Consider the following 26010-nt stretch of genomic DNA (forward strand, 5'->3'; position numbering starts at 1 on the left):
ATCGCTCCTTCTGTGTCATTTCTTGTATAGCAGATTATAACGTAATCTATTGAAAACGTGTTATTAATATAGTTAAATGATTCTAAGACCGTTATTAAAGGAGATATGATGGAGAACAGTGCCGCACATTTAACCAGACGGAAGCCGAAGAAACCAAAGAAGAGATGGAAGAAACCTTTGATTATCATCCTGAGTACTTTGATTGTGCTGGGGGGACTCGGATTTATCTATCAAAAGCAACTCGTTGTGTTTGCGTTTAACCTGTTTGCTTCGGAAACCGTAAAGGAAACGCTCGATGAATCCTTCAAGCCTGTTGGCGATAAGGATGCACCCGTTGTAGAACATACCGATCCATTCTCGCTGTTGTTGTTAGGAATTGATCAACGAGATAACGAACCAAGCCGTTCGGATACCATGATCTATTCTGTTGTGCGTCCGGAAGAAAATAAAGTGTTGCTGCTGTCGATTCCACGTGACTCCTACACCGATATTATCGGCCGGGATGTGAAGTCGAAGATTAATTCAGCCTATGCACATGGTGAAGCCAAGATGGCGATGGATACCGTGGAGCATTTGTTGGAAAACAAAGTCGATTTCTATGCCGCGATTAATTTTAACGGACTCAAGGATATTGTTGATGCGGTTGGCGGTGTTGAATTGCCGATTAAGAAAAATATTGAGAACAAATTGAAAACGCATGAGAAGCTGTTTGTTGAAGCGAACAAACCGATCTACAGCGGCGAAGAAGCGCTGGGCTATGTCCGTTACCGGGAAGATTCCGATTTCAATCGGACGATGCGGCACCGTCTTTTTCTAAGTGCCTTCATGAATCGTGCGCTTGAGGTCAAAAACCTGACCAAGATTCCGGACGTTATCCAAATCGCTGGATCGAATTTTACAACCAACATGAACTCGGATTTCATCGTGAAATTTGCCGAGTCTCTATATATGAAAGACAGCACGCCAACAATCAGCAATTACATGCTGAAGGGTGAAGGCGCAACGCGCAGCGGCACATGGTACTATGATTTGTCAGAGAGTGATCTGCAATATGTGCGAACCCTGCTCGCGAACTGGCTAGACCCGGATACTACTGAAATTATGGAGCCGGAGACGGCGGATACGAAAGATCCGGCGTAACTTTTTAGCAACAGACTTCCATTAACAATATACGTTTTCAGGACAATTTAGAAAGAAGCCCAAAGAAGATTAATATTTCTGGGGCTTCTTTTCTTAATATTAGTTAAAATATATTATGACTAATATTAATTATTAATAATATTTCAAGAGTATTAATATTTGAGTTAGCAGAACTGGAAAATACAAATACAATAAGGATTATTAACTAAAAGAAATTGTCGAAATATAGTCTTTTATGATTAATTTAACTATTAATGTACTAAATTATAATTTTTTGTTATATGGTTAGTTGGCTCAAAAAAATACAGATGGAGGTTTTTAAGTGAGAAAAATAATGAAAACTTTGTTGGTAGGAGGGCTAGCATTTAATCTATTTGCGATTAGTGCTTTCGCCGATTCGGTTAGTGAAGATGATACGCACTACCGAGCTCCAGTAGAAACAGTTATAAATGGGCAGAAGTACATAGATGGGCTGCCTTATTACACACAAGATGATATCAAAAAAATTGATTTGGAACAGGCTAAAAGAAACATTAAAGTTGAAAAGTTAAATGAAGATGTGATTAGCACAATGGGAATTAATAAATGGACACTTGTTAGTCAGTCATCTTATTACACGGGGCATGATTACGATACAACAAATAATTATAGTAAAGAGCCAGCGAAATTGTCTGTAAGCACTACATCATCTATGACTGCTGAATTATCAGGTAGCACAAAATTTGGTTTTTTCAGTGTTGCAGAGGTAGATATGTCCATGAAGGTAGGCGCAACATTTAGTAGAACTACTAATATTGAGGTAACTGTACCGGGCTATAATGTTACTCAACTTAAAACAGCAGTAAAAGCTGTTCAAAGAAATTATATGTATACTGATAATTATTCTGATGATGGATCAATGGGGCCTGAAATTCGTTTATCGGCTTCAAGTTATGACAATAATGGTGGAATTGAAAAATGGATATTTACTCATCCAATGTGAGAAGTTTTATTAACTTTAGTCCTCCTTTTCATACAGGAGGACTAAAAAGATAAGGATGGTAATAAATGAAAATATTTAATAAACTAATTTTTCTTACAATATTTACAGTCATTTTTATAAATGGATGTTCTACTAAAAGCGAAAATTTATCAATTAAAGAGACTAGTCAGTCTTCGGAACAAAATGAGTTGTACAACAAACTAAGAAATTTAGATGTATCTAACGAAAATCATTTCATTTATAATGCAGATTCTTTTGAAAAGAAGAATATAACTTTGACATTTACATTCGCCATTGAGAATTTAGATATAGATCATATTTCACTTTATGCTGATAAAGATGAAGTCATGAAAGACGTAACGATCATTAACAAAGAAGAAAATAAATTAGTTATACAGTTAAATGAATTCATACCTTATTTCAATAATGTCTATATAAATTTAAAAAATGGTACTGATCTAAAACTTGATGTGGGTGAGTATTATTTAGAGAAGTTCAGCATGGATGATTTTTCTAATTACAAAAGTGATCTAATGACTATAGAACAATATCACGATAGTTTTGAAAAAGGAAAGTACAATATGTATGCAGTGATTACGAAAAATGATCAATCCAAGATTAATTATATATTACCAAAAAAAACCATGCCCTATATTAAAAATTTAAGATTTACACAAAAAAATTTAAGTGATGAGACTGTTAAATATTCCTTGAGTTTTGAGATGGATAAAGGAATAGTTAGTGATAAGAAATTAGACGAAGTATATTCAGAAGTAGCTTTAGTACAGAATTTTATGGATAAAAGATGGACTCTTGTCAAAAGTAGTATTTCTATTCGAAAAACAGATTTTATAGAGTAAAATTCATAAGTTTACTCAAAACTGTTTTTGCCGAACTAATTTTATTCTAATGAGAACTGGAAATTTTGGGGACGGGAACTTAGAAGCGAAGCATTAGTATATCCATAAGTTGTTTAAGAGACAACAGGATGCTAATGTTTTTTTATTTATTCTTTGGGTAAGAACATCTTAATTTGTTCCATAATATAGTAAAATATAGGGAACGACATCAACATCACCCAACGGAGGAAGCTCATGAAAGAGTTCAAGGATCGGCTTCACCAGGTTCAGGAGCAGCAGAAGCAGCTGGTAAAGGAATATAATGCACTGCTTCAGGAGTATCAATCCGATGACCTGATCGTGCAGAACGAACAACTGAGAACGCAATATGAAGCGCACCAACTGAAGCTGCAACATCTTGAAGTACGCACACGGAAAATGGAAGAGGAGAATGCCCGTCTTCGCATGGCTCTGTCTGAACAGATGCTGGATGAGAAATTGAATCTCATTCGTGTATCCCAGGAGAAGATGGAGACCTATTTTCGGGGAAAGACGAGTGTACATAATGATCGGCTTGCGGCGCATGAGCACCGCGCCAAAGTGAATTTGAATGCCATATTTAACAGGGCCTCAGAGGAACTTCAGGGTGACGCCAATGAGATGAAGGAGAGAATTGCTCATCTGGCTACTGAGGTGCAGGAACGAATTGAGCTGCACAGACAGGTCCTGTGGGAGAGAGAAGAGGCGCTACGCGGGCAGATGCAACAAGGATACGAACATATGGCGGAAGAAGGCTTAAGCGAAGAGACCATTCAGCGGCGTATTCGCCAGAACCGGATGGAGATGAAGATTGGCCTGAGCTGGATCAACAAGGTCGCCATCCTGCTGATCATTCTTGGCGTTGGTGCAGCCTTTCAGTACTCCTACAAGACCTGGTTCAACGATGAGATGAAAGGTGGCGCGTTTTTCCTGCTTGGTGCGCTCATGCTTGCCGGGGGTGAGTGGCTGTTCCGACGCAAGCGTCAGACGTTCGCGATGGGGCTGCTGGGAGGCGGGATTTCCGTTCTATTTGGCTCGATCTTCTACAGTTACTTTTTACTGCATATGATCGGGTTATATACGGGACTTGTCTTGTCGGTGTTAGTTTCGGCCATATCCGTGCTGCTATCGTTGAGGTATCAGTCCAGGACCATCTGCTCACTTGGTTTGGTTGGAGGGTATTTACCATTAATCTCCTACATGGCCTATTTCGGCCTTCAAGGTTCGGCTGTGTATGTTGCCATGATCTATCTTCTGCTCTTAAACGGAATTATTGTTTTAATTTCATTTGGTAAACGGTGGCCGATTGTGCATTATATCAGTTTTCTGTTCAACACACCGTCCATGCTCATCCTGTTATGGCTCTCACCAAGTGAGAAGATCGGCATGGTGTATTCCATTGTGACATTTGCATTATATCTCGGCATTACACTGGCATATCCCTTCAAACATCGCGTGAAGTTAACCTGGTGGGACTTCGCACTCCTGGCCATGAATACGAGCATCAGTTGCCTGATGTTGTATGTATTGTTCGATAGCGCGGGATGGAATGACGCAAAAGGCTTGCTTGCTCTGATTTTCGCTCTGGTCTATTTCGGGCTCGCCCGTTTTATCCAGCAGAGGATGCCTCAGGAAAAGCAGACCCTTCTATTGTTCTACGTGACTTCCCTGACCTTTGTCATTCTGATTATACCGTTCCAGTTTGGTGCGAAGTGGCTGTCTATGGGCTGGCTCATCGAAGGAGTTCTGCTGGTTACGCTCGGACATCTGAAGCGGTTCAAGTTGGTGGAACGTGCTGGATGGGGAATCGTGCTTCTGTGCATGTTCACCTTTGTGTACTATGACGTGCTGGTGCTGTTCTTCATGGGGGAGCAATCCTATTTTATGCTAAAATACTCCTGCATTACGCTGGGTGCGCTGCTTATTACGCTCTATTACGCCTTGGATCGCAACGGCTCCCTATCCGGGGAGAAGTATCATTATAGCCAGACAGAACTTGGCTTTTTGAATGCATTCAAGTACGTCACACTCGCCAATCTGTGGTTATATGTGCTGTATGAATCGAATGAATTGTATATAAAAGCAGTCGATGACTCATTCCTGTTATACCTGTTCTACAAATGGCTGTTGTTCGCTGCGCTGACCATTGCCATGGCCTATGGATTGGGTAAAGTGAGGCTTTTGCGTGATCGGATCGTGCAGGGTTATATCGTCTTCCTGCATGCGGTGGGCTGTTGTATTGCACTGGCAGTAACGTTATCCATGCCGGCACTTCAGCCGGATGTTCAGCAGCACACAGCGGCTGAAGTCGTAGGTTTACTCGTATTAATCATCTTTAATGTGGGCGTGTTCTTTGCAGGAAGGGATCTGCTGATAACGGCAATCCGCGGGCAGTTCAAAAGCATTGAATGGTATCCGGTTATCGCAGGGGTCTATCTGCTGGGTGTCATCACCGTGTTCCTGACGATCCAATTCCAGTGGGGAGATGTAGGGCTGTTATTCAGCCTAATCTATCTACTGCTTGCGATCCTGTACATTGCCTATGGGTTCCGCAGAAAATATGTAATGATTCGGCGCCTCGGTCTAGGCCTGACGTTGTTTTCCACCGGGAAAATGGTGTTCTATGATGTAGGATTGCTTACATCGGGCAGCAAGATTATTGCCTATTTCAGCTTTGGCGTACTGCTGCTTGGAATTTCTTATCTGTATCAGAAGGTGTCGAGCCGGATGGAGGAAATTCAGGCTAGAGAGACCGTACAGTCCAATGAATCCGATCTGCCGGAGGATAAAAATAACCGATTTTAGGATAATTGATAACAGCATTCACAATCTTTGGGGGAGGGATACAACATGGGATTTGATCTGAGTATCATGTTATGGCAATTATTTTGGATTGCTGGCTCTGTAGCTCTTATTGTGTATGGGTGGAGGAAACTTGGTATCAGGAAAAAGCGGCGTTAAGTGCAGAGAATGCCGTTGCAACATCACTTTTGACATAATTTATTATCGGATGAACTGATTGGTATCCATATCATAAATATGCATTAAAATGAGGCTCTTGAGCGCTGGTTGGTAGCGTTCAGGGGCCTTATTCTGCTGAACCGATTATGATCTGTTCTTCATTCAGGGATGGCATGACCCAGCATAAGATGACATTCGTGAAACGTTTTTTCCGTTGATCACGTTATAATAGAGTATACTTACGGCTGGGTATTCAGTTGCAACCATGATGTTTCGGTTGTGTTTATGCCTTTCAATGATTCTCCGCGATCATCATTGATGCGGGAGAGCACTGTTAATGTAATGGACAGGGTGAAGGCGAGCAGCACATATATGAAAATGTTTTTTTTGTTCATGATGAGGGACCTCTCTTGTTGATTGGGCTAAGACATGCATACGACGGTTATGAGAAAAAAGGCACAACGTCTGGTATAGTAGAGAAAAGCATATAACGATGCCTGTATACACTATATAAATTGTTACGGATGCAAACAATGGAACAAATCTGATGAATTTATCATTATTTATGAACGGAAGGCTCATAGAGATAGAGTGATATTTGAAGGTGGGAGAATAACATGCGGGAGACGGCAAAAATCGTCATTCGTACGCCAGGGCAGGAAAGTGACGGTTCGTTCGCTTATGTCAGCCAGGGGCGTTCCATTACTGTGGGGCGTTACACGGGTGGAGATGAATTGGAATTGTCTGTCTACAATCAGTTGATATCGAAGCGGCATTGCCGCATTCATTATGATGTGCAGCAGCAACTGTGGATTGAGGATCTGGATAGCAAAAATGGAACGGAATTGAACGGGCAACGCCTCGTTCCTTATGAGAAATATCCGTTTGCCGAAGGAGACAGCCTGACGCTGGTCAACGGCTTGATTCAGCTTCGCGTAGAAGGGGATCTCGAAGAAACGAGAGAATATCGGTTATCTGACCTGCTGGGCGAAGGCGTGCGTTTACAGGATCACCTGCAAACCGTGCAGATTGGAGAAGTGGAGATTCCACTGTCCAAGAAGGAGTACCAACTGTTCAAGCTATTGTACAGCCAGTTGGATCACTTTGTGACACGGGAGCAGATTGTCGGCCAAGTGTGGCCGGAGCGAAGCATGCTGGAGAGTGAGCCGGTGGGCATTGACGAGATTAACTCGCTCATCTACCGGACAAATCGCAAGCTGGGCGTACATTTTACAATCAAGTCGGTGTACAAAAAGGGTGTATACATGAAGTCCCATGTGCCGGACTGAATGCGTGAAATGAGCAGCGGGATGGAATGAGATTAACCCAAAATAGAATAACAAGCAGGAAGCTTCTGCCAGGCTTTTTTAGACCTGGGGAAGCTTCTTTTGTTATGATGAAGGTGCAAATGCCGCCTCTTAATTAAAATCCAAAGGGTTGAGGTTATGTTCATATTTCAATTTATACCATGGCTCATTGCTGTGGTGACACTTATATCGGTAGTATCCATCGTGCTGGTCAGTTGGAAAAATGGAATCTCACCGATGCCTACATCCAGCATCGTCAGGCAGACAGTCATTCAGGAGGTCAACCGCATTCCCGGTTACGGCGATGTTATTGAGGCAGGCTCCGGGTGGGGAACGCTCGGACTGGATGTGGTGAGGCATTGCCCAGGTAAACGGCTTACGGGGATCGAAAATTCAATCATTCCCTTATGGGCCTCCCAATTCATTGCTTTTCTAAGTGTCCGCTTACGGCGAGCGAAGGGAAAGCGTCATTCTCTGGAGGGGCGGCTGCGATTCATCCGTGGCAACATCTATACCAGTTCATATGAACACGCAGATTGCGTCATTTGTTATTTGTTCCCTGGAGCAATGAAACGTCTCGTCGACAAATTCAATCGGGAGCTTCCGCCGGGAGCAAAGGTGATTAGCGTTTGTTTTGCACTGCCAGGCAAGGTACCGCTACGGACGATTACATGCCGGGATACGCTGCGTACCAAGGTGTATGTATATACGTTTTGAGCGCTAACGAATGTACAGCATCTTAAAAGATGGATATCAAGGGATGCAGCATTTAATGAACATCAGCAACGTTATTCCTTCACAGACCTGGGCAATTGAGAGCGAATAGCGTGTACCAGCTTCTATAGAAAAAAATAGCAAAAATAAGGGATGTCCCTCGTCATATTCATGACGTATGGGACATCCCTTATTTTTAATTGTTTAATCGTTAGCTTTTTATAGCCTGAATCTTAGCTTACTTGGCGGTATCTGTAGTGCCCGTTGTACCTGTAGTGTCTGTTGTTGTGCCCGATGTACCGGATTGCGTTCTGTTTCTACCGCCTCCGAATCCACCTTGGCCACGGCCTCCGCCTGGACCACCCATACCTGTATTGGCAGTTGTAACACCAGATTCATTCACCCAAGTTACATTGCTTGTGGATTGGAAGGCAACCACTTTGGTTCCGCCACTATACGTTCCGTCTGTATAGAGCCCATCCACAGCTTTACCAGTCGATGATCCGCCGGAATAGATCACGTAAGAGCCATCTTTTTTCAGATCCGGGGAGCTGACTACCACCGTTTGATAATCTTTCGCTGGAGCAAAGGTCAGGATATTATTGCCTTCGCTGTCTTCCACGTGTACCAGTGTTCCTGCTTTTTGCGTTTCAGGGAACGTCATGGCAATAGTATTTTGAGTCGATGATTCAGATGTTGCCTGAGCCATACCGGAGCTGCCAGCTGAGACCAGATATCCACCGCTAATCTCGAAGTTACCGTCATAATCCAGTGCTCCGTTGCCGCTGTCTGTAGGACCGTTCACAATGACCGTACCGTCTGTCATATAGATGGAGCCATTCGAATCCAGTCCGTCGCCGCCTGCATTGACAGTGAGGGAACCGCCGTTGATATGAAGCTCACTGTTGCTGGCGGATTCACCCGGCATACCACCTGGAGCACCGCCTTGTGGGCGAGTATTGCTATTCGCGTCTGTACTTTGATTGGCCTGATCCGTAGTTGATGTTGTGCCAGTCGTCTCTGTAACAGAAGTGTTGGAGACTGCAGTTGTATCGGTATCGGCTGCTTGAGTGCTGTCATCTGCAGTGGTGGTTGCATTTGCATCAGTTGCAGTTATTTCACCGGAAGCATTCACGCCATCATCTGATGCAGTCACATCTACATTCCCATCGTTCATAGTGATAATTGCACCTTCAAGTCCTTCATAGCTCTTGGCAATAGTGATCGTTCCGCCGTTAATGGTAAGCGCCTGATCTGCATGAATACCGTCATCACCGGATTCAATGCTGAACTTGCCGTCATTGACGGTCACATTGTTGTTGCTGTGCAGGGAATCATCCATGGAATCAATCGTATACGTACCGCCATTAACGGTAAGATCTGCTCCTGCTTTAAGTGCTTTGGCACTCGTTGTTTCTTCTTCTGCAGCTGTTGTGCTTGTGTCTGCATCTGCATTGGAATCAGCAGGTGCTGTTGCATTTGTAGAGCTGGATGGTGCTGCGCCTGCTGCGTTCGTTCCATTATTGTTCGGCATATCAGCAGGTGGTTCCCCATCCGGTGGTGTGCCCATATCGGTTGGAGGTGTACCGCCACCCCATCCGCCGCCACCGCCGCCAAATGGTCCTTCTTCTACTTTTTCTGGTGCATTTTCACTGCCGCCTCCGGTTACGATGTCAAATGTGCCGCCATCCGTAACCAATGCGGTTTCCGCTTGAATGCCGTCGCTGCCGCTCTGGATGTTGAATGTGCCTCCTGCAATGGCAACGAAGCCTTTGGTCGTATCCGTATCGTTTGTAGATTTGATGCCGTCACCTTCTGAATTAATGGTAATGGTACCGGCTTGAATCGCCACCATATCTTTACCTTTGATGCCGTCATCGGCCGATTTGACGTTAATTGTGCCGCTGACGATTTTCAGGTCATCCTTGCTCGTAATACCTTCATTATAGTTACCCGTAACTGTCAACTTGCCTGTACCATTGAACGTCAGGTCTGCCTTGCTGAAGATGGCTGCATCCGGCTCATCTGTTGTTGCGTCGGCGTATACGTAAGTCTTGCCATCCGAGACGGCATTCTCGGTTCCTTCCTCCAACGTAATAATGGCTTTGCCCGCTTTCTGGATATAGATAGCTGCACTGTCGTTATCATTGATGGTTGCCCCGTTTAATACGAGATGTACGGTGCCCTTATCAGCAACATTGACCACAATCTGTCCATCGGTAAGCTTGCCACTAAGTACATAGGTACCTGCTGCGGAGATGGTTACCGATCCGTTTGCTGCTTTTGCACCCGATCCTGTGATGGAAGCGGTCGTACCGTTCAGCTTAATCGTTGTGGAATCTGTTGCACTCCAGCTAACGTTGGTATCGTCTGCATCCATCGTGACCAGATCGGCATATTTCACTGAGGTTTGCTCACTGACGGATACGGTTTTGGTTGTCCCTGTCGTTGACACTGCGGCGTTTGCAGTGCTGCTGGTTGCTGCCGGGGCGCTGCAAGCCGTAACCATTGCAGTAATCATCGCGACGGACCACAGTTTGCTGCCAGTTATGATTTTCTTTTTCATAGTATATCGTTCCCTTCGGATTCAATTTAGTATTCTGGTGTTGGACTCATCGTTAACGAGATATCCAGATTTCCGTTTCGTGTACGAATCGCGTCCAAGAATTCCTTTTGGCTTACACTTTCGTGAATGGTAACACTGTAGACAAGCTCGTACAGACTGCCGAGTTCGGTCGTTCTGATTTTTTTGAGATCAAAAGGTACGTTGAATTTATGGAACACTTCGTTCAGTGCTTCTTCATAGCTCAAGTTTTCCGGAATGGTTACTTTCAGCGTTTTTTGCTGGGCTTTCTTCCCTCCGAAGTTGAAGCGGCTCAGGACAAACATCAGTACACACAGGATAATGGTGAACATTACAGCATAACCGAATGCGCCTACACCGCAGGCAAGACCGGAAGCCATGGTGAACAGAACATAAGCAATGTCTTTCGGGTCACCAGGCGCACTTCTAAATCGGATGATGGAGAAGGCACCGGCGAGGCTGAATGCACGGGCAATATTGCTGCCGATCAGAAGAATGATGATGGCTACGATGACTGGCAAGACGACCATAGTTAGTGTGAAGCTTTGGGAATATGTGCTTTGATTTGTCTTCATGTACGTCAGGCTGATGATGACCCCCATGATGATGGCAAGTCCGATCGTTAGAATTGCATTACTAAAAGTTAGGGTGGTATCTGTTAAAGCTGAGCTGAAAATGGAATCAAGCATATACTACACGCTCTCTTTCTGTGATTGTTTTTTCTTGTTCTATGGATGGGTTGAAATCGGTACCCGGCAGCAATTCTCGTTCAGTCTGGTAGTTCAGGTTGGTTGTTCTGGCCAGATGTCTGTACTCATTGCCGTATTTCGAGAATCCGGTGCGATATAGGCCGTGTTCGGATAACAGTTGAGAGAGCCACATCGGAACGGTTTTCTCGGCTTTGACTTCCATCAGCCAGCGTCCATCTTTCACCAGTGGTTCACCGTAATCCCCTTGCTCCAGCTTCAGATCGTATCTGCGACTGCGGATGTTGGTATCAAAGGTGATGCGAAGATCGCGGCTGTTCTTGTCGAACAACGCTTTGCGTTCATACGCCAGATATACTTTTGGTTCCAGATCGTACAGCCGGAGGAAATACTTGATCTCTTCGACAACCTGTTTGTTCATATAATCAGCGAGATCAGGCGCTTTGCCTGTCCGTACGAATTCGTAGGCTTCATCCAGCTTCAGGGCAGTTCGGCGTTTGTTCACCAGGCCAAATACTTTCTTTTTGATCTCCAGATATACCTTCGCATTCTCTTCAGGAATTCCGTATGCCCGCAGTCTCAGCTTCTCCTTGTATTTGGGTTTGGAGAGACTGGCGCGGATCAGGGAATCCTGCGGAGTATCAAAGTACAGGTTGCTAATGGAGTAAAACTCGTGTTTTTTGTTATAGGCGTCCAGCTCCATATACTTCAGCAAGTCGGTGTAGAAGTTCTCGTACTGCTCATCGGTGAGGAGATACTTGCTCTCATATCGGTTGAATACTTCAATTGCCATGGGGGTTCAGTCCTTTCATCCATGTTTTGTATGTTTTGTTGCATCGTGTATTGCTTCCATGTCTGTATCTTAGAGCCCCAACCTTGAATGAATCTTAAATGATTTTACATTCCGTTGATCTTTTTTTACCTTCCTTTAATAGTTCGCGAAAAAAGTGGAATTAAGATTGATTCAAGGTTCGGTTGTTACAATCGTTGGTATAATAGATTGACATATATCGAAACCAATTCATGCAGAGGAATGAAGAACCGATGAGAATACTTATTGCGGAAGATGAGGTTCATTTGGCAGAAGCCGTATCGCAAATATTGAAAAAACACAATTACTCTGTAGACATGGTGCATGACGGGAGATCGGGTCTGGATTATGCGCTGAGTGGAATCTATGATCTGTTGCTGCTGGACATCATGATGCCGGAAATGGACGGGATTACCGTGCTGAAGAAACTGCGCAGCGAAGGCAATCATACGCCTGTCATTCTGCTCACAGCCAAAGGAGAAATTTCAGACAAAGTGACCGGGCTGGATTATGGAGCCGATGATTATATAGCAAAGCCCTTTGCCACGGAGGAATTGCTCGCACGGATTCGGGCAGCCCTGAGAAGGAAGGGAGAAGTCGTTCCAGAGGATGGACTGAAGTTCGGTGACGTCGAATTGAACACCACGCAGCTGAAGCTAAGTGTTCAAGGTAAGGAGATCAAGCTGAATCTGAAGGAAAATGAACTGCTGGAACTGTTAATCACTCGCAAACAGGCCATCACTTCCAAAGAGCAGATTATTGAGAAGTTGTGGGGTTTCGATTCGGAAGTGGAGTATAACAATGTGGAGGTGTACATCTCGTTTTTACGCAAAAAATTAACCTTCCTGAACTCCGCGGTCCGCATCAATACGATTCGGGGTGTGGGGTACGTACTTGAGGTGACGTCCTGATGTTCAAGAAACTCAGAAATCGATTTCTGATCGTGAACCTGGTATCCATCTCAATTATGATGCTGGTTGCCTTTGCTACGATCTACATCATTACGTACCAGAATGTACAGAGGGAAACCAACATGGAGCTGTTCAAAGTGTCGGATTTCTATCATGGTCCGTACAACTCCAGCAAGATACCGCGTGGTGATGACAGGGATTCAGTGACAGGATCACAACCATCGGATTCCATTGCGAATGGAGCACCGGGAAGTGATCCGAACTCACCGCCAGGTCGTTCTGTATCGTTCATGGTCAAGACGGACAGTGAGTGGAAAATCACGGATGCACACTCCAGGTTTGATATGGATGACACGTTCTATACTGAAGCTTTGCAAAAGGTGGACAAGGTTAACGATCTGGATCGGAAAACCGGACAATTTACGCTGAATGGAACGGACTGGGCTTATGTGATCGACCCGAGCAGCACAGGGCACATGATTGTGTTCATCGATGTGACGGCCCAACAGGGCATCCTAACGAATCTGATTTATACTTTTGCCATCGTAGGTCTGATCATGCTGATCGTCATCTTCTTCCTGAGCCGTTATTTCGCCAATCGTTCCATTACCCCGGTCAAGGAAGCCTTTGAGAAGCAAAAGCAGTTCATAGCCGATGCTTCACATGAGTTGAAAACGCCGCTGGCGATCATTAATACCAACACGGATGTGCTGCTCGCGAACCGGGAGGACACGATTGAGAATCAGGCCAAGTGGCTGCATTACATCAAGTCGGAGACGGAACGCATGTCGGGACTGACGAATGATCTGTTATATCTGACTCAAATTGACGATTCGCGATCCTCGATGATTCATGCCAAATTCAATATGAGCGATGCGGTGGAGACGATCATTTTGACGATGGAAGCTGTGATTTTCGAGAAAAATATATCCTTGGACTACAGCATTGAGCCGCAGCTCATGGTCCATGGCAACAGCGAACAGATTAAGCAAGTCATTCTGATTTTGCTCGATAATGCTGTGAAATACTCCAGAGCCAAAGGCTCGGTCAACGTTTCGTTGAAGAAACAAAATAATGATGTTGTGCTGGCCGTTTCCAACACGGGAGAGGGCATTGCGGCTGAACATCTGGACCGGATCTTCGATCGTTTCTATCGCACGGATGCCTCCAGAGCTCGGAAACATGGTGGACATGGATTGGGTCTTGCGATTGCAAGGTCGATCGTGGAGCAGCACAAAGGTGAGATTTACGCCCGCAGTGTGGTAGGGGAAGGTGCAACATTTTACGTTCGTTTATCCTAGGGGTAAGGAATAAGGCATGACTGTTGTGGGTTAACCTATGCTACAATGACAACAGAACGTATGAATCAAGGAGCTGACTTTAACGTGACTGAGGCAAATTCAATTAATGAACAGGAAATGAAGGCATATATTGCAGAGAAGACAAAGGCAAGCGAAGCGAATATCGCTCTTGTCCTGAAGCACGAGCAGGCATACATTAACAAAGCACATGAAAATGCCAAAGGCGACGTGGATATCGACGGTGATGATCTGGCCGACTACATTCTGAGCCGCAAAGATGTGAAGCTGGACGAGCTGACCGTTGAAGGCATTCTGGATGCTGAAATGGACTACTTGATGGAAAAAGGTCTCGCAGGCTACGTGGATTAAATTTAAATCAATCTATTAAGAAAAATGACCTCAGCTTCCACGTTACTGTGGAATTTTGAGGTCATTTTGGATTGTGCTTTGGGAATTACCTTTTAAACAGCCAGCCCGTTGGGCTAGGCCCATTTTCCTTATTGACCCATCATACCGCCATCGACAGTATAGAGGGAAGCGGTGACATACGAAGCTTCTTCGGACAACAGAAAGTTCATGATGGCTGCGACTTCTTCCGGTTCACCATAGCGGCCCATCGGAATTGCGGATACGGTAGCGGATTGATAATCTTCCACATTACCGGAGTTTGCTTCGATTTGACGCATCATACGGGTATTAATGGTGCCTGGCAATACCGCGTTAACCCGAATACCATGAGGCGCGAGTTCATTCGCTGCTGTGCGGGTGAGGCCAATCACGGCATGTTTGGACATAATATATGGAGATACGGCTGGAGCACCCATCAGACCTGCGAGGGAAGAGGTATTCAGAATCGCACCAGATTTTTGTTTTTTCATGACAGGGATGACGTTCTGCAAACCAAGGAATACGCCGCGCACATTGACGTTATATACGAGGTCGAGCGCTTCAACGCTCAGATCCTCGATCAGTCCGGTTGGACCTTCAATGCCGGCATTGTTGGCAAAATAATCGATACGACCAAACGTATCAAGTGCTTGCTGCACATAGTTTTTCACGTCGGCTTCTTGAGATACGTTTGCTTTCACTGCAATGGCGTGCTCTTTGTCGAGTTTCAGATCCGTGATGGTTTGCTGGATGGCTTCTTCGTTCAGGTCGACCAGCACCAGATTAATTTTACGTTCAGCAAGGCGGCGTGCCAATTCTTTACCGATGCCTCCGGCTGCTCCTGTAATAACGGCTGTTTGGGTATATGATGTACTCATCATGTATTCGCTCCTTATAAAATGAAATCAGGTGAACTGTGAGTGAACGTTCAACCTGTGGTCTATCGTTCCTATCTCAATGTTAAGATATACATAGAAATGTGACAATCATCATTGACAGCGCATATGTCAGCTATCGGACAGAGATGTAAGCGGTGTTCATTTAGGTTACAATAATGGACAGAGGAGGTGGAAATGTTGATTATCGAACACCCTCAGGATCGGAGAGCACGAAGAACGCAGGATGCCATCATCGCTGCGGCAGTTTCTTTGATATTGGAAAAGGGAGCTGAAGCCGTCACGATTCGTGACATTACGGAGCGGGCGGATTATAACCGGGGAACGTTCTATTTACATTTTCCTGGTAAACCCGAGCTATTGCAATTCATTCTGGATGATTTCATGCAGGGCGTGGGACAAGCTTATGCATCACCTTATGCGGAGTTAAAAGAAGTAGATATGACAGCATTACTGCCATCAACGATGCCTGTATTTGAATATATTGAAGCGCATCAAGACATCTTTCGAGCTTTAATGACGATGCATGGGGATATGGGAACCAGACTTTGCAACATGTTCAGAACATATTTAACCGAAGATTTTGTATTGGTGACCGAAGACAGCGAGTACACCATTAATTACGACATCATGCTAAGTTACCTGGTATCTGCAACCGTTGGTGTGATTATGCATTGGGCGGAGATTGGGTTCAAGTATTCTTCCCACTACATGGGAGAACAGCTGACCGCGCTAATTAATATCAAACCGACGCGTCTCCTGATTGAACCAGGGCAGAAGGGTCGGACCATTCATGAACGTATGCTTCAGGACTGAATAGCGCGCGCGGTTCTTTTATTCCCAGGGGTAACTAACGGTGAGGAAGTCGGCGAAGTTCTTGCTTTCTTCTCGCCGTTGTTTCCGCATGGCCGCGCGGGCTGGGGCAGTTTCGTATAATTTCTTCTCTTCCTCCGTCTCCGGAATGATGCGAGGAACAATGAGTTTACGGTTATTTTCATCCAAAGCGACAAAGGTAAGGAATGCGGTCGCCGCAATCTTTTTCTCCCCCGTCTTCAGATCCTCGCGGATCACCTTAACAAAAATCTCCATTGAACTTCGTCCCGTCCACGATGCGAAGGATTCCAACGTCACCGAATCCGTCGGATTAATCGGATACAGGAAATCCACCGAATCGGTCGAAGCCGTGACGGTATTGACCCGGCACAACTTGGATGCGGCGATGGATGCAATGTCATCGATATAGGACATGAGTTTGCCGCCAAACAAGGTATTATGGTTGTTTACATCGGTTGGAAATACTCTTGCCGTCTTGAAACAACGTGTTTCACGCACATACTTTCTCTCCACTTGATCTAATTCCGTAGGTTTAGGTATCTCTCTCATTCTTTGTAGTCCTCCTGACAGTATGGCTGATGGACGCTGCAAGATATGCCGCGTCCATCCTCTCTATATGTTAGTTCTAGTATAGGTGTCGGTCACTTCTTCCTCGCCATCAGGAACCAGTTCAAAGCGCAAGCCAAGCGCAAAAGCCACCTTCTGGAGCGTATCGAAGCGCGGAATCTGCGCGGAGCTCTCCAGTCGGGCAATAGCCGACTGCTTGAGTCCTGCTCGTTCACCGATATTATCGGAAGCTAGGGCGCTTTTAGCGTCGACGACATGCCGTCTGATGTACCAATATAATAGACTGTCATACACTGTTACATTTCGAATCCTTTTTTGTGAATAATCAGTCGTAACGGATTTCAATGTTTTATGCGTTAGCTTCAGTGACGCTATTGGAAGCGAATGCAGACCACTTTGCATTTACACCACTGGAACAATGGAATGAGATGGTATAATCACCACCGCGCATACCTTGCGGATAATCCGCCGTGCTTCTCCAAGTATATGCTACTCCCGGCTTAACAGTAGCTGCAATATACTCTAATCCTGATGAGTGTGTCATCGTAACAGTTAGATTGCTTGTTCCATTGTTTAGGAAGTAGAATTTACCATGTCCGTAACCAGCTGGAACCGAGAAATAAGCGGGGACGATAGAAGTAGCAGCGCTCACAGTTGTGAGCGGCTGTTGGTTACCAACAGAGAACGGAGTAACAATTGGTGGCGTTGTCTCATCTGCCGGATTTGCTTGGACGCTATCAGCGCTAACTACTGCTGGGATCGCCAAAGTTGCGGCTAGTGCTAAGGATAAAACTGCGGATCTTGCTTTGTTTCTCATTTGTTATAAACTCCTTCACCTAGTAGAATTTTGTATATAACATGTTAATATTATACTTTTTTTCAGAAAAAGAAATAAAAAAAATGGTAAAAAGTAAAAAAGAAGCTGTATCCCTATTCAAGTGAAGCATGATTCAAAAAAACCGCCAGGCGCGGACCGGCGCGCTGGCGGTTTGATGCTGTATATTAAGCCTTGGGTCTGAAAATGCCAGACGGCTTGCCGATAGGCAAGAACGTATAGCCGAAGTGAGCGTTCAGTACGGAAGCACCTGTGCCGTACAACGACACGATTCCGATTCCCATTTCAGCATAAGCTGCGATGGTATGGAAGATATGAGGAGCTACGCCGAAAGCGTCAAAGGTCAGGCCAAGGAACAGGAAGTCAATGAGAATGAAAATGATGAGCAATACTTTGTTGGCTTCCACGGCACCCAGCGTCATGAACAGGGTGAACACGAGGTATCCGGCAAAAGCAAATCCGAGCTGCTTTCCATCTGCCTGTTCCGCAAGAGTGGAGCCAAACACGCCCATTTTGATCAGCCAGTTGGCACCCATGGCGAACCAGAAGAATGCATATGCGCCGAAGGCAGTTGTGCCAAAGGTGTTGTTACGTTTGGAATCTTGAATACAAGCGAACAACTGGGCAAAAGCACCTAGGAAAATCGCCCAAGGAATGGCGTAGCTAAGGCCGTCTGTAATGCCAAGCTTTTGGGAAGAAGCGACCAGAGTGACGATGGCCAACCCAAATAATCCCATCGCGCTGGGATCGGCGTTTATGATTTTGACTTTAGTCTGTGAATCGGTTTGCATGGTGTTGATGAGCCTCCAAATAATCAAATCAGGATGATCCGCTCGAACTGAATCGTCCTCTATACTTCTTATTTTGTATCCGCCTGGTCCGGACACACACATCGCCCTATTGTACCTGAATGAATTACGTATGAAAAGGGATTTTATTACCTTTTGGAGCAAGGTGGAGAAAAACGGAAAATTACATGTTTATTCTTTAAAGTGAACTGACGAAGAAGCACCTCTTTATCGAATAGGGTTACCCCTTGGGTAAGCCTGTAGATTGAGAGGGTTTTTTTGGTTTTTTAACATACACAATAATGACACAACTGTTTGAATATGAAGTTAGTGGGGAAAATTTGCTCGTGAAATTGTAAACCAACCTTCAATTAGGCGTTGCAGAGCCATTTTCGGATCGTCTTGTAGAGATGGCTATAGAGACTTTCAAAAATTGGAGAAGGATACAAAACATCCATGCGAACTATGCCATATGTTAATCCAACTATAGATTGACAGGAAAACCTAAAATGTAACACAGAAATAGGGAGGGATTAGACGCGATGGTTATGAGTTTGGAATTGAAAAATCAAATAGAGAAAGCCAGACATAACCTTCATATGTTGGTAGAGCATAACGAGGGTAGATTTGGACATCCCGATGTGCTTCAGCAGTCCATGGTACTGGATGAATTGATCAATGAGTATAATCGAATGCACTTAAGCAAGCCGAGGGCTTGATGGATATAGATGAGCTATTTTTTGCAATCATGCGCACATGATAATAGCTGGAATAGGCAGCAGGAAGAACGAATGCTGTATCAGTTCCAGTTCGATCATGAGCGCATGTTTTTTTTACTCTTTAATGCAACAGCCGCTTGGCTTCCAGATACAGTACCTGAACGAACTTTTTGGTGTTAATGCGGGTCTGGGACAAGGAGGGCTCCACATTGTTTTGCAGTTCCAGCATTTTCTTGCGAATCTCCGTAAAGTCAAAGAACTTTGACGCGTAATTCTCGAACTTCGGATGTGTGTAATCCGTGAGTCCGAGCGATACGACATGGCTTAATGTTTGGAAAATTGCCCGGCGAACGCGCTGCTCGGATGCCTTGATCTCCTTCGTTATTTCCGCTGATGTGGCATCGGAACCCAGTTTGCGTATGGCTACATTCTGGAAGATATCCTTAAGTGACGGGAACGTGTATGGAGAGAGTTTATGTTCCTCCGTTTCAATCTGCTCCAGGTATTCCAGCATGTCCAGCAGATCTCTACTGCCGGCTTCTCCGATCATGCCCATCTCGGATAACAGGAAATGTCCTGCTGTCGTGATCGTTTTGTCAGGGGCCGGTGTTGAAGCACGTTCAGAAGATTGTAATCTGGACAGTCCTTGCAGCGTACGCTGAATATCTGCGATGGATTGCTGCATACGCAGACGCTCGTCCACCAGTCGCAGAACAGACAGAATCTCCAGTCGATTAATCGGCTTCGTAATATAGTATTCGATGCCAAGCGAATAGGCTTCCCCAATCATATTTTTCGACTCAATCTGGGAGATCATCACGATCTTGCCATCGAACCTTCCTTCAAGCGCACGTATCGTCTGAATCCCGTCTCGCTGCGGCATGAGCAGATCAATCAGGAGTACATCCACCTTATGCAGCTCCAACAGTTCAGCATGAATATGAGCCCCATCTTCGGCTTCTCCCACAATCTCACCGAGCCCCTCATCTTCAATAATATCCATTAGCATGGATCGAACCCCAGGATCATCATCCACAATAAAATAACGCATTTCCGTGGTCCTCCTTTCTGATTAAGTTCACTCCTATATATTTCGTTCTCTGCTCTATAAATGATCTTTCCCTGCTATTAATGTCCCCTATTATCATACTTGGTTGTATATCCCGATGTGAAGACCCGTGTATGCTGACGGATATGTCAGATAAAGTAACAGTGAATGGATAAACGTTGCTTATTTATAAAAAATTTAAATGTTTCCGTGTAGGTATTTGTCGGTTTCCGTAGATGACCCTGTAGTATAGGTAACATCCGAAAATGTGGATTCCGAGATGTGCAGAATGGTGCAAACGATCTCTTAACTATTGTACTGCAGCAGAGATCTGTCCGTCTGGAGCGATAGAACTGTATGCCTTTATGAAGTAGTATGAGAATTTTTCGCTCAGTCATACAGCTGGGGAACGCTTTTTAACGAACCGTCAACGAAAAGGGGCATAGCCAATGGAGCAAACAATACAAGATATTATTGCAGTTTTCAATGATTTTCTGTGGTCCAAGCTGTTAATCATCTTGTTGGTCGTATGTGGTTTGTATTTTACGACCAAGACCCGGTTCATGCAATTCCGCATGATTGGGGATATGGTGAAAGTGCTCAAGGAGCCGAAGAGCAAGGAGCCCGGCAAAATTTCGCCGTTTCAGGCATTCTGTATCAGTATGGCGGCCCGCGTGGGAACCGGGAATATTACCGGTATTGCACTGGCAATCGCACTGGGGGGACCAGGGGCTGTATTCTGGATGTGGGTTATCGCAATTTTTGGTTCAGCTTCGAGTTTTGTGGAGAGTACGCTTGCTCAAATTTATAAAATCAAAGATAAAGGCGGATTCCGCGGAGGGCCGGCTTATTATATGGAGCGTGGCCTCGGGAAACGATGGATGGGGATATTGTTCGCAATTCTCATTACGTTGTCGTTTGGTTTGGTCTTTAATGCTGTGCAGTCCAACACGATTACAGTCGCATTTAAAAATTCTTTCGGCATCGATCGGTTGACTGTAGGCATCATTATGGCCGTTGTGTTCGCAGGAATCATTATGGGTGGTGTTAAACGGATTGCCAAGGCGTCTGAATACATCGTCGTTGTTCTTGCTGTGCTGTACATTGGTGTGGCTGCATTTGTTGTTCTGTCGAACATCACACAACTTCCGGCCATGATTGCGCTGATTGTGAAAAATGCCTTCGGCATTGAACAGGTCGCGGGTGGTACACTTGGAGCCGCGCTGATGAATGGTGTCAAACGTGGTTTGTTCTCCAATGAGGCGGGTATGGGTAGTGCACCGAATGCTGCCGCTACGGCGGATACAACACATCCGGTCAAACAAGGGCTTATTCAGGCATTTGGTGTGTTGACCGATACCTTGGTTATTTGTACAAGCACGGCCATGATTATTTTGTTATCTGGGGTGTACAAAGGTTCCAATCTGGGCGGGATTGAATTAACTCAAGCGGCATTAAGTGTGCATATTGGTTCATGGGCATCCGGATTTTTGGCAGTGATGGTGTTCCTGTTTGCCTTTAGTACGCTCATCGGGAATTATTACTACGGGGAAACCAATATTGAGTTTATCAAATCCAATAAAGTATGGCTGTGGGTATACCGTGTATGTGTCATCGCGATGGTGCTGTTCGGTGCCGTTGCCAAGGTACAGTTGGTATGGGATCTGGCCGACCTGTTTATGGGACTAATGGTTGTGGTGAATCTGATCGCCATCCTGATGCTGTCCAAGGTGACATTCGATGCGCTGAAAGATTACAAGAAACAAAAGGCCGAAGGACGTGACCCGATCTTTACTCGGGACCGTATTCACATTCCGGGAGAAGTGGAATGCTGGGAGTCGGAGGCCGAGGTAGTAGGGACTCCACGTACACCGCGATAAAAAGACAAATGAAACAGGACTTAGAATTTCCGTCACGGGGACGGGGATTCCAAGTCCTGTTTATTACATCTAAATTAGTTATTATTCAAAGAGTACTGGTGGAGTCGGTAACCATCCTATCGGGAGATGCACATTTTCTTAATCGTTCACAGAGTAACTGATCAGTTGCTCAGACAGGGCTTTCATGCGTTCTCCCGCTTCATTCAGCTTCTCGATGACATCCGTGAACGAAGATACGAGCGTAGCTTGCTCCTGAGAAGAAGCTGCAATCTGAGATACTTCGACTTCCATCTGTTTAATAACCTGTTGTACATCCTTCAAGCTAATATCAATATCGCTGGTAGCTTGTTTGGCATCGACAGAAAGTTTGCGCACTTCCGTTGCGACCACACCAAAGCCTGCTCCGGCTTCACCTACACGCGCAGCTTCGATAGCGGCATTGAGCCCAAGCAAGTTGGTCTGTTCCGAGATTTCACGAATGAACCCGGCAACCTTGTTGATCTGAGACGAATTCTTTACCGCCAGGCGTGTATTCTCCAGAATCTGTTCGCTGGTGGCCTGCAATTCCTCCGCATGAGCGGCAACGTGCTGGACCATTTCAACCAGGTTTCCATTAATCGTTTGGTTTTCTTGTATAATAGCTTCAAGCTGATTCTGGTTCGATTGATCATATGATACGCAGAAAATAGCAACGACCTGATGATTATCATCAAAGATCGGTACATTAAGGATATCAAGCTCGATACCGTAGTATTCTGCCGGCAGGTGGGTCAGAGAGGCTTCGTTTCCGTTCGTGAGAGCGGTGAAGTTCTTATATCCATCCAAAAGAGGATCACCTTCGTTGAATCCAAGATTGAACTTATCGGTGGAGACAGAATACAGTACCTTCTCGTGATCATACACCGTTAGACTGGCTGGTTCTCTAAGAATCATACGGATATAAGGCATTACTTTCAAAAGAGCATCTACAACGTTCATAACAGGTAGAACCATCCTTTCTTTATTTGAATTCTAAATTAGCAGTTGTAACTATGCTTATTGCTTTATCTTTCATCGGATAAGAGTGCGCTATCATGTACTTCTTTTTTCATAAAATATTGTCATTTTGAAGGCTGGATTTTAAAGTGTTTCCCATTTAAATGAATGTATTGGATATAAGTTCTAGTTGTAACTATTTTTACATCAAGATATTTGTACTGATCTATATCGTTTATGGGACATGTGTCCAATGCATATGTAGATCTACACAGGGGGGTTCCGAGATGAGAGAAATCATGGACTTTGGATTGCTGCGCCAGCTTGCGCGGGAGCATGGCCTGGATCAGGTGCTCGACGAGCCTGCACTTGCTGAATTAAGGTTGCTCGAAGCCTCCAAAGGCGAGATTATATGTGCCAAAGGTGAACGTCCCGAACGATTATATTTTCTCGTCCAAGGTAAGCTCAAGATTTATACAACACTTCCGAATGGCAAGTCTTTGTTGCTGCGTTTCAGTATGCCTCCTGCGCTGGTAGGTGATCTGGAGCTGGTCAATGGTAAGGAAGCCAAAAACACGGTGGAATCCGTCAACAAGAGCCTGCTGCTCGGTGTAAGCTATCGCTATCTCAAGAATACATATGCTGAAAACCCGAAATTTCTCCATTTTATGCTTAGTCATGTGACCCACAAATTATATACCTTCTCGAATCTATCGAGTCTTAATCTGCTTTATCCTGTAGAGAGCCGTTTTGCAAGCTATTTGTTGTCCACGATGGAACAGGGGGAGCAGATCACAGAAGAAATCCAGACCTCCAAGTTAACAGAGCTGGCCGATATGCTGGGCACGAGCTATAGACACTTGAACCGGGTCATCCATGACCTTCGTGACCGTGAAATCATCCGCAAAGAACAGCGCAACATTGTCATCTGCAATCTGGAGCAGCTGCGTGAAATTGCGGGAGGTAATATGTACGAATAAGTAGGTTAGATGGCAGTACCTCACATCGTTTTACGGTAAAAATGTAAAGACACCCTCTGCAGATCAGAGGGTGTCCAGTGCCTCCACTTGTCAGGTGAAGGCTTTTTTTCTTTGTCGTTCTATTAATTTAGATATGGTTTAAACATCTCCACGCTGTTCGAATAATTGAGCGATTTCCACGATGACCTGTGTGGCCTTCACCATATTATCCACCGATACATATTCGAATTTGCCGTGATAGTTCTCTCCGCCAGTGAAGATGTTGGGTGTAGGCATACCCATGTACGAAAGCTGGGAACCGTCTGTGCCTCCCCGAATTGGGCGGATGACAGGTTCGATATTCAGGCGAGTCATCGCTTCGTGTGCAATATCGACGATCTGGCGCACAGGTTCGATTTTCTCACGCATGTTATAGTATTGATCATTTAATTCAATGGAGATACTTTTCTCGCCATATTTGTTTTTCAATTCGCCCACGACATCCAACAAATACGCTTTACGTTCCTCAAACTTCTCCCGGTCGAAGTCCCGGATGATGTAACTCATCTTAGTCAGTTCGACGTCTCCCTCGATAGATAACAAATGATAGAATCCTTCATAACCTTCTGTGAATTCGGGTGCTTCCTCCGCAGGCAATCGGCGGTTCAACTCCATCGCAATTTTAGCCGAATTGACCATCTTGTTTTTGGCTGTGCCCGGGTGCACGTTGGTGCCCCGTACTGTGATTTTGGCAGCAGCCGCGTTGAAACTTTCGTATTCCAGCTCGCCAAGTGGTCCGCCGTCCACCGTGTAGGCATATTTGGCTCCAAAAGCAGGGACATCGAACTTATGCGGCCCACGGCCAATCTCTTCATCCGGGGTAAAAGCAACACGGATCTTTCCATGTTTTAATTCCGGGTGTTCAATCAGGTAGGCCATTGCTGTCATGATCTCGGTAATACCGGCTTTATTGTCCGCGCCAAGCAGTGTTGTGCCATCTGTTGTAATCAGAGTGTGGCCTTTATATTCACGCAGTTCTGGGAAATCAGTGGTGGATAACACCACATCCAATTCCTGATTCAGCACAATGTCCTGTCCATCATAGTTGTTGATGACCTGTGGTTTGACATCTTTGCCTGTGAAGTCGGTTGCTGTATCCAGATGAGCCAGGAAACCGATCACTGGAACATCCTTGTCTGTGTTGGATGGCAATGTCGCCATTACGTAGCCGTTATCATCCATGGTCACTTCCTGCAATCCAATGGATGTACATTCTTCAACTAGGTATTTACCCAAGACCAGCTGGCCTGGTGTGGAAGGGCAGGTCTCGCTATTTTCATCGGATTGTGTGTCCATTTGAGCATAGGTTGTTAGTCTTTGAATTAAAATATCTTTCACCAGTAATCGCTCCTTCGGCTCGGTTAGTATATAAGTTGACCACTTATTTTACACTATCACTACGAGGTCAGAATACCCTTCTGATCGCTGTTATCCCCAGATTTTTTTGATTCCCTTATTAAAAGGGAAAATCCGGTGATAAAGGCGAGTGTGTGCTTCCGATGCAGCTTTCTTTCAGAAAGCTTTTAGCTTCGCTTCTCCAGTTTATCCTGCCCTCTCCGTTTTCGTGTAACCGTTAGGTACAACTTATATAAAGTGGGTATAGTATAACCTGTATGTCTGTATGGCTATCATATCATGTTTTGGGTTCATTTCGAGTTGTGGTGAATGCACAGAAGAAAAAGGCCAACTAGGTATAAAAAAGGGTACTATCTTACAAAAAAGTACGTACTTGTATTTCTATAGGTTAGGTTCATAATAGTTATTGA

25 protein-coding genes are annotated in these 26010 nt (G+C 44.9%); 13 read left to right on the forward strand and 12 right to left on the reverse strand.

Annotation, left to right across the window (positions count from 1 at the left end):
* The first annotated feature begins 108 nt into the window (after nucleotides 1-108).
* From MHB84_RS14160 to MHB84_RS14175, 4 genes are all read left to right on the forward strand, one after another.
* Nucleotides 109-1140 (forward strand): LCP family protein, encoded by a 1032-nt coding sequence (locus MHB84_RS14160; RefSeq protein ID WP_072733804.1) that lies wholly within the window; start codon nucleotides 109-111, stop codon nucleotides 1138-1140.
* Between the two features lie 322 nt (nucleotides 1141-1462).
* Entirely contained in the window at nucleotides 1463-2122 is a 660-nt protein-coding gene (locus MHB84_RS14165; RefSeq protein WP_076287334.1) for a hypothetical protein, read from the forward strand.
* Nucleotides 2123-2187: 65 nt separating this feature from the next.
* The gene (locus tag MHB84_RS14170) at nucleotides 2188-2982 is read left to right on the forward strand and encodes a hypothetical protein (protein WP_076287335.1); all 795 of its coding nucleotides are present in this window, start codon (nucleotides 2188-2190) and stop codon (nucleotides 2980-2982) included.
* A gap of 234 nt (nucleotides 2983-3216) precedes the next feature.
* On the forward strand, nucleotides 3217-5805 hold the full coding sequence (locus MHB84_RS14175; RefSeq protein ID WP_076287336.1) for a DUF2339 domain-containing protein: 2589 nt from the start codon (nucleotides 3217-3219) through the stop codon (nucleotides 5803-5805).
* 395 nt (nucleotides 5806-6200) lie between these two features.
* Here the strand turns inward: MHB84_RS14175 and MHB84_RS14180 are convergent, their stop codons facing one another.
* Nucleotides 6201-6356 carry a hypothetical protein gene (locus MHB84_RS14180; RefSeq protein WP_179087113.1) on the reverse strand — a complete coding sequence of 52 codons (156 nt, stop codon included), beginning with the start codon at nucleotides 6354-6356 and terminating at the stop codon, nucleotides 6201-6203.
* A gap of 222 nt (nucleotides 6357-6578) precedes the next feature.
* On the opposite strand from MHB84_RS14180, the gene MHB84_RS14185 reads away from it, so the two are divergent.
* Nucleotides 6579-7250 (forward strand): FHA domain-containing protein, encoded by a 672-nt coding sequence (locus MHB84_RS14185; RefSeq protein WP_076287337.1) that lies wholly within the window; start codon nucleotides 6579-6581, stop codon nucleotides 7248-7250.
* A 156-nt stretch (nucleotides 7251-7406) separates the two neighbouring features.
* Nucleotides 7407-7985: a class I SAM-dependent methyltransferase gene (locus tag MHB84_RS14190; protein ID WP_076287338.1), complete on the forward strand. Its 579-nt coding sequence runs from the start codon at nucleotides 7407-7409 to the stop codon at nucleotides 7983-7985.
* Between the two features lie 235 nt (nucleotides 7986-8220).
* Here the strand turns inward: MHB84_RS14190 and MHB84_RS14195 are convergent, their stop codons facing one another.
* Genes MHB84_RS14195 through MHB84_RS14205 form a run of 3 tightly spaced genes read right to left on the reverse strand, consistent with a single transcriptional unit; the run spans nucleotide 8221 to nucleotide 12066 of the window.
* Entirely contained in the window at nucleotides 8221-10548 is a 2328-nt protein-coding gene (locus tag MHB84_RS14195) for a carbohydrate-binding domain-containing protein (protein ID WP_076287339.1), read from the reverse strand.
* Nucleotides 10549-10574: 26 nt separating this feature from the next.
* Nucleotides 10575-11255: a DUF4956 domain-containing protein gene (locus MHB84_RS14200; protein WP_076287340.1), complete on the reverse strand. Its 681-nt coding sequence runs from the start codon at nucleotides 11253-11255 to the stop codon at nucleotides 10575-10577.
* Complete coding sequence (locus tag MHB84_RS14205; RefSeq protein ID WP_076287341.1) at nucleotides 11248-12066, reverse strand: polyphosphate polymerase domain-containing protein; 819 nt, start codon at nucleotides 12064-12066, stop codon at nucleotides 11248-11250. The genes MHB84_RS14200 and MHB84_RS14205 overlap by 8 nt, the downstream gene beginning before the upstream one ends.
* A 251-nt stretch (nucleotides 12067-12317) precedes the next feature.
* On the opposite strand from MHB84_RS14205, the gene MHB84_RS14210 reads away from it, so the two are divergent.
* From MHB84_RS14210 to MHB84_RS14220, 3 genes are read left to right on the forward strand one after another with little or no spacing between them, the layout of a single operon-like run.
* Nucleotides 12318-12995, forward strand: coding sequence for a response regulator transcription factor (locus MHB84_RS14210; protein WP_076287342.1), 678 nt, complete (start codon nucleotides 12318-12320; stop codon nucleotides 12993-12995).
* Nucleotides 12995-14296, forward strand: a complete 1302-nt coding sequence (locus MHB84_RS14215; protein WP_076287343.1) for a sensor histidine kinase — start codon at nucleotides 12995-12997, stop codon at nucleotides 14294-14296. The genes MHB84_RS14210 and MHB84_RS14215 overlap by 1 nt, the downstream gene beginning before the upstream one ends.
* Nucleotides 14297-14341: 45 nt before the next feature.
* Nucleotides 14342-14665 carry a hypothetical protein gene (locus MHB84_RS14220; RefSeq protein WP_240342987.1) on the forward strand — a complete coding sequence of 108 codons (324 nt, stop codon included), beginning with the start codon at nucleotides 14342-14344 and terminating at the stop codon, nucleotides 14663-14665.
* Between the two features lie 128 nt (nucleotides 14666-14793).
* On the opposite strand, the gene MHB84_RS14225 is transcribed toward MHB84_RS14220, so the two are convergent.
* Entirely contained in the window at nucleotides 14794-15561 is a 768-nt protein-coding gene (locus tag MHB84_RS14225) for an SDR family NAD(P)-dependent oxidoreductase (RefSeq protein WP_063567763.1), read from the reverse strand.
* Between the two features lie 198 nt (nucleotides 15562-15759).
* On the opposite strand from MHB84_RS14225, the gene MHB84_RS14230 reads away from it, so the two are divergent.
* Entirely contained in the window at nucleotides 15760-16395 is a 636-nt protein-coding gene (locus tag MHB84_RS14230; protein ID WP_179087114.1) for a TetR family transcriptional regulator, read from the forward strand.
* Between the two features lie 18 nt (nucleotides 16396-16413).
* Here the strand turns inward: MHB84_RS14230 and MHB84_RS14235 are convergent, their stop codons facing one another.
* The 4 genes from MHB84_RS14235 to MHB84_RS14250 form a co-directional block, all read right to left on the reverse strand.
* Entirely contained in the window at nucleotides 16414-16926 is a 513-nt protein-coding gene (locus tag MHB84_RS14235; RefSeq protein ID WP_024629762.1) for an acyl-CoA thioesterase, read from the reverse strand.
* Nucleotides 16927-17025: 99 nt separating this feature from the next.
* Nucleotides 17026-17382 (reverse strand): helix-turn-helix domain-containing protein, encoded by a 357-nt coding sequence (locus MHB84_RS14240; RefSeq protein ID WP_143764493.1) that lies wholly within the window; start codon nucleotides 17380-17382, stop codon nucleotides 17026-17028.
* Nucleotides 17330-17797: a hypothetical protein gene (locus MHB84_RS14245; protein WP_076287346.1), complete on the reverse strand. Its 468-nt coding sequence runs from the start codon at nucleotides 17795-17797 to the stop codon at nucleotides 17330-17332. Before MHB84_RS14245 ends, MHB84_RS14240 begins: the two co-directional genes overlap by 53 nt.
* Before the next feature lie 185 nt (nucleotides 17798-17982).
* Complete coding sequence (locus MHB84_RS14250; protein ID WP_062322933.1) at nucleotides 17983-18606, reverse strand: acetate uptake transporter; 624 nt, start codon at nucleotides 18604-18606, stop codon at nucleotides 17983-17985.
* Nucleotides 18607-19145: 539 nt separating this feature from the next.
* On the opposite strand from MHB84_RS14250, the gene MHB84_RS14255 reads away from it, so the two are divergent.
* Entirely contained in the window at nucleotides 19146-19322 is a 177-nt protein-coding gene (locus MHB84_RS14255) for an aspartyl-phosphate phosphatase Spo0E family protein (protein WP_053782597.1), read from the forward strand.
* Between the two features lie 121 nt (nucleotides 19323-19443).
* On the opposite strand, the gene MHB84_RS14260 is transcribed toward MHB84_RS14255, so the two are convergent.
* On the reverse strand, nucleotides 19444-20373 hold the full coding sequence (locus MHB84_RS14260; RefSeq protein WP_076287347.1) for a response regulator: 930 nt from the start codon (nucleotides 20371-20373) through the stop codon (nucleotides 19444-19446).
* 446 nt (nucleotides 20374-20819) lie between these two features.
* Here MHB84_RS14260 and MHB84_RS14265 point away from each other — a divergent pair, with 446 nt between their 5' ends.
* On the forward strand, nucleotides 20820-22250 hold the full coding sequence (locus MHB84_RS14265) for an alanine/glycine:cation symporter family protein (RefSeq protein ID WP_076287348.1): 1431 nt from the start codon (nucleotides 20820-20822) through the stop codon (nucleotides 22248-22250).
* Nucleotides 22251-22388: 138 nt separating this feature from the next.
* On the opposite strand, the gene MHB84_RS14270 is transcribed toward MHB84_RS14265, so the two are convergent.
* Nucleotides 22389-23243, reverse strand: a complete 855-nt coding sequence (locus MHB84_RS14270) for a methyl-accepting chemotaxis protein (protein ID WP_076287349.1) — start codon at nucleotides 23241-23243, stop codon at nucleotides 22389-22391.
* 269 nt (nucleotides 23244-23512) lie between these two features.
* On the opposite strand from MHB84_RS14270, the gene MHB84_RS14275 reads away from it, so the two are divergent.
* Nucleotides 23513-24205, forward strand: coding sequence for a Crp/Fnr family transcriptional regulator (locus MHB84_RS14275; RefSeq protein WP_063567772.1), 693 nt, complete (start codon nucleotides 23513-23515; stop codon nucleotides 24203-24205).
* A gap of 138 nt (nucleotides 24206-24343) precedes the next feature.
* Here the strand turns inward: MHB84_RS14275 and pepT are convergent, their stop codons facing one another.
* Nucleotides 24344-25582: a peptidase T gene (pepT, locus tag MHB84_RS14280; RefSeq protein ID WP_076287350.1), complete on the reverse strand. Its 1239-nt coding sequence runs from the start codon at nucleotides 25580-25582 to the stop codon at nucleotides 24344-24346.
* Nucleotides 25583-26010: the final 428 nt, after the last annotated feature.

Source organism: Paenibacillus sp. FSL F4-0087 (assembly GCF_038020215.1).
Classification (GTDB): domain Bacteria; phylum Bacillota; class Bacilli; order Paenibacillales; family Paenibacillaceae; genus Paenibacillus; species Paenibacillus taichungensis.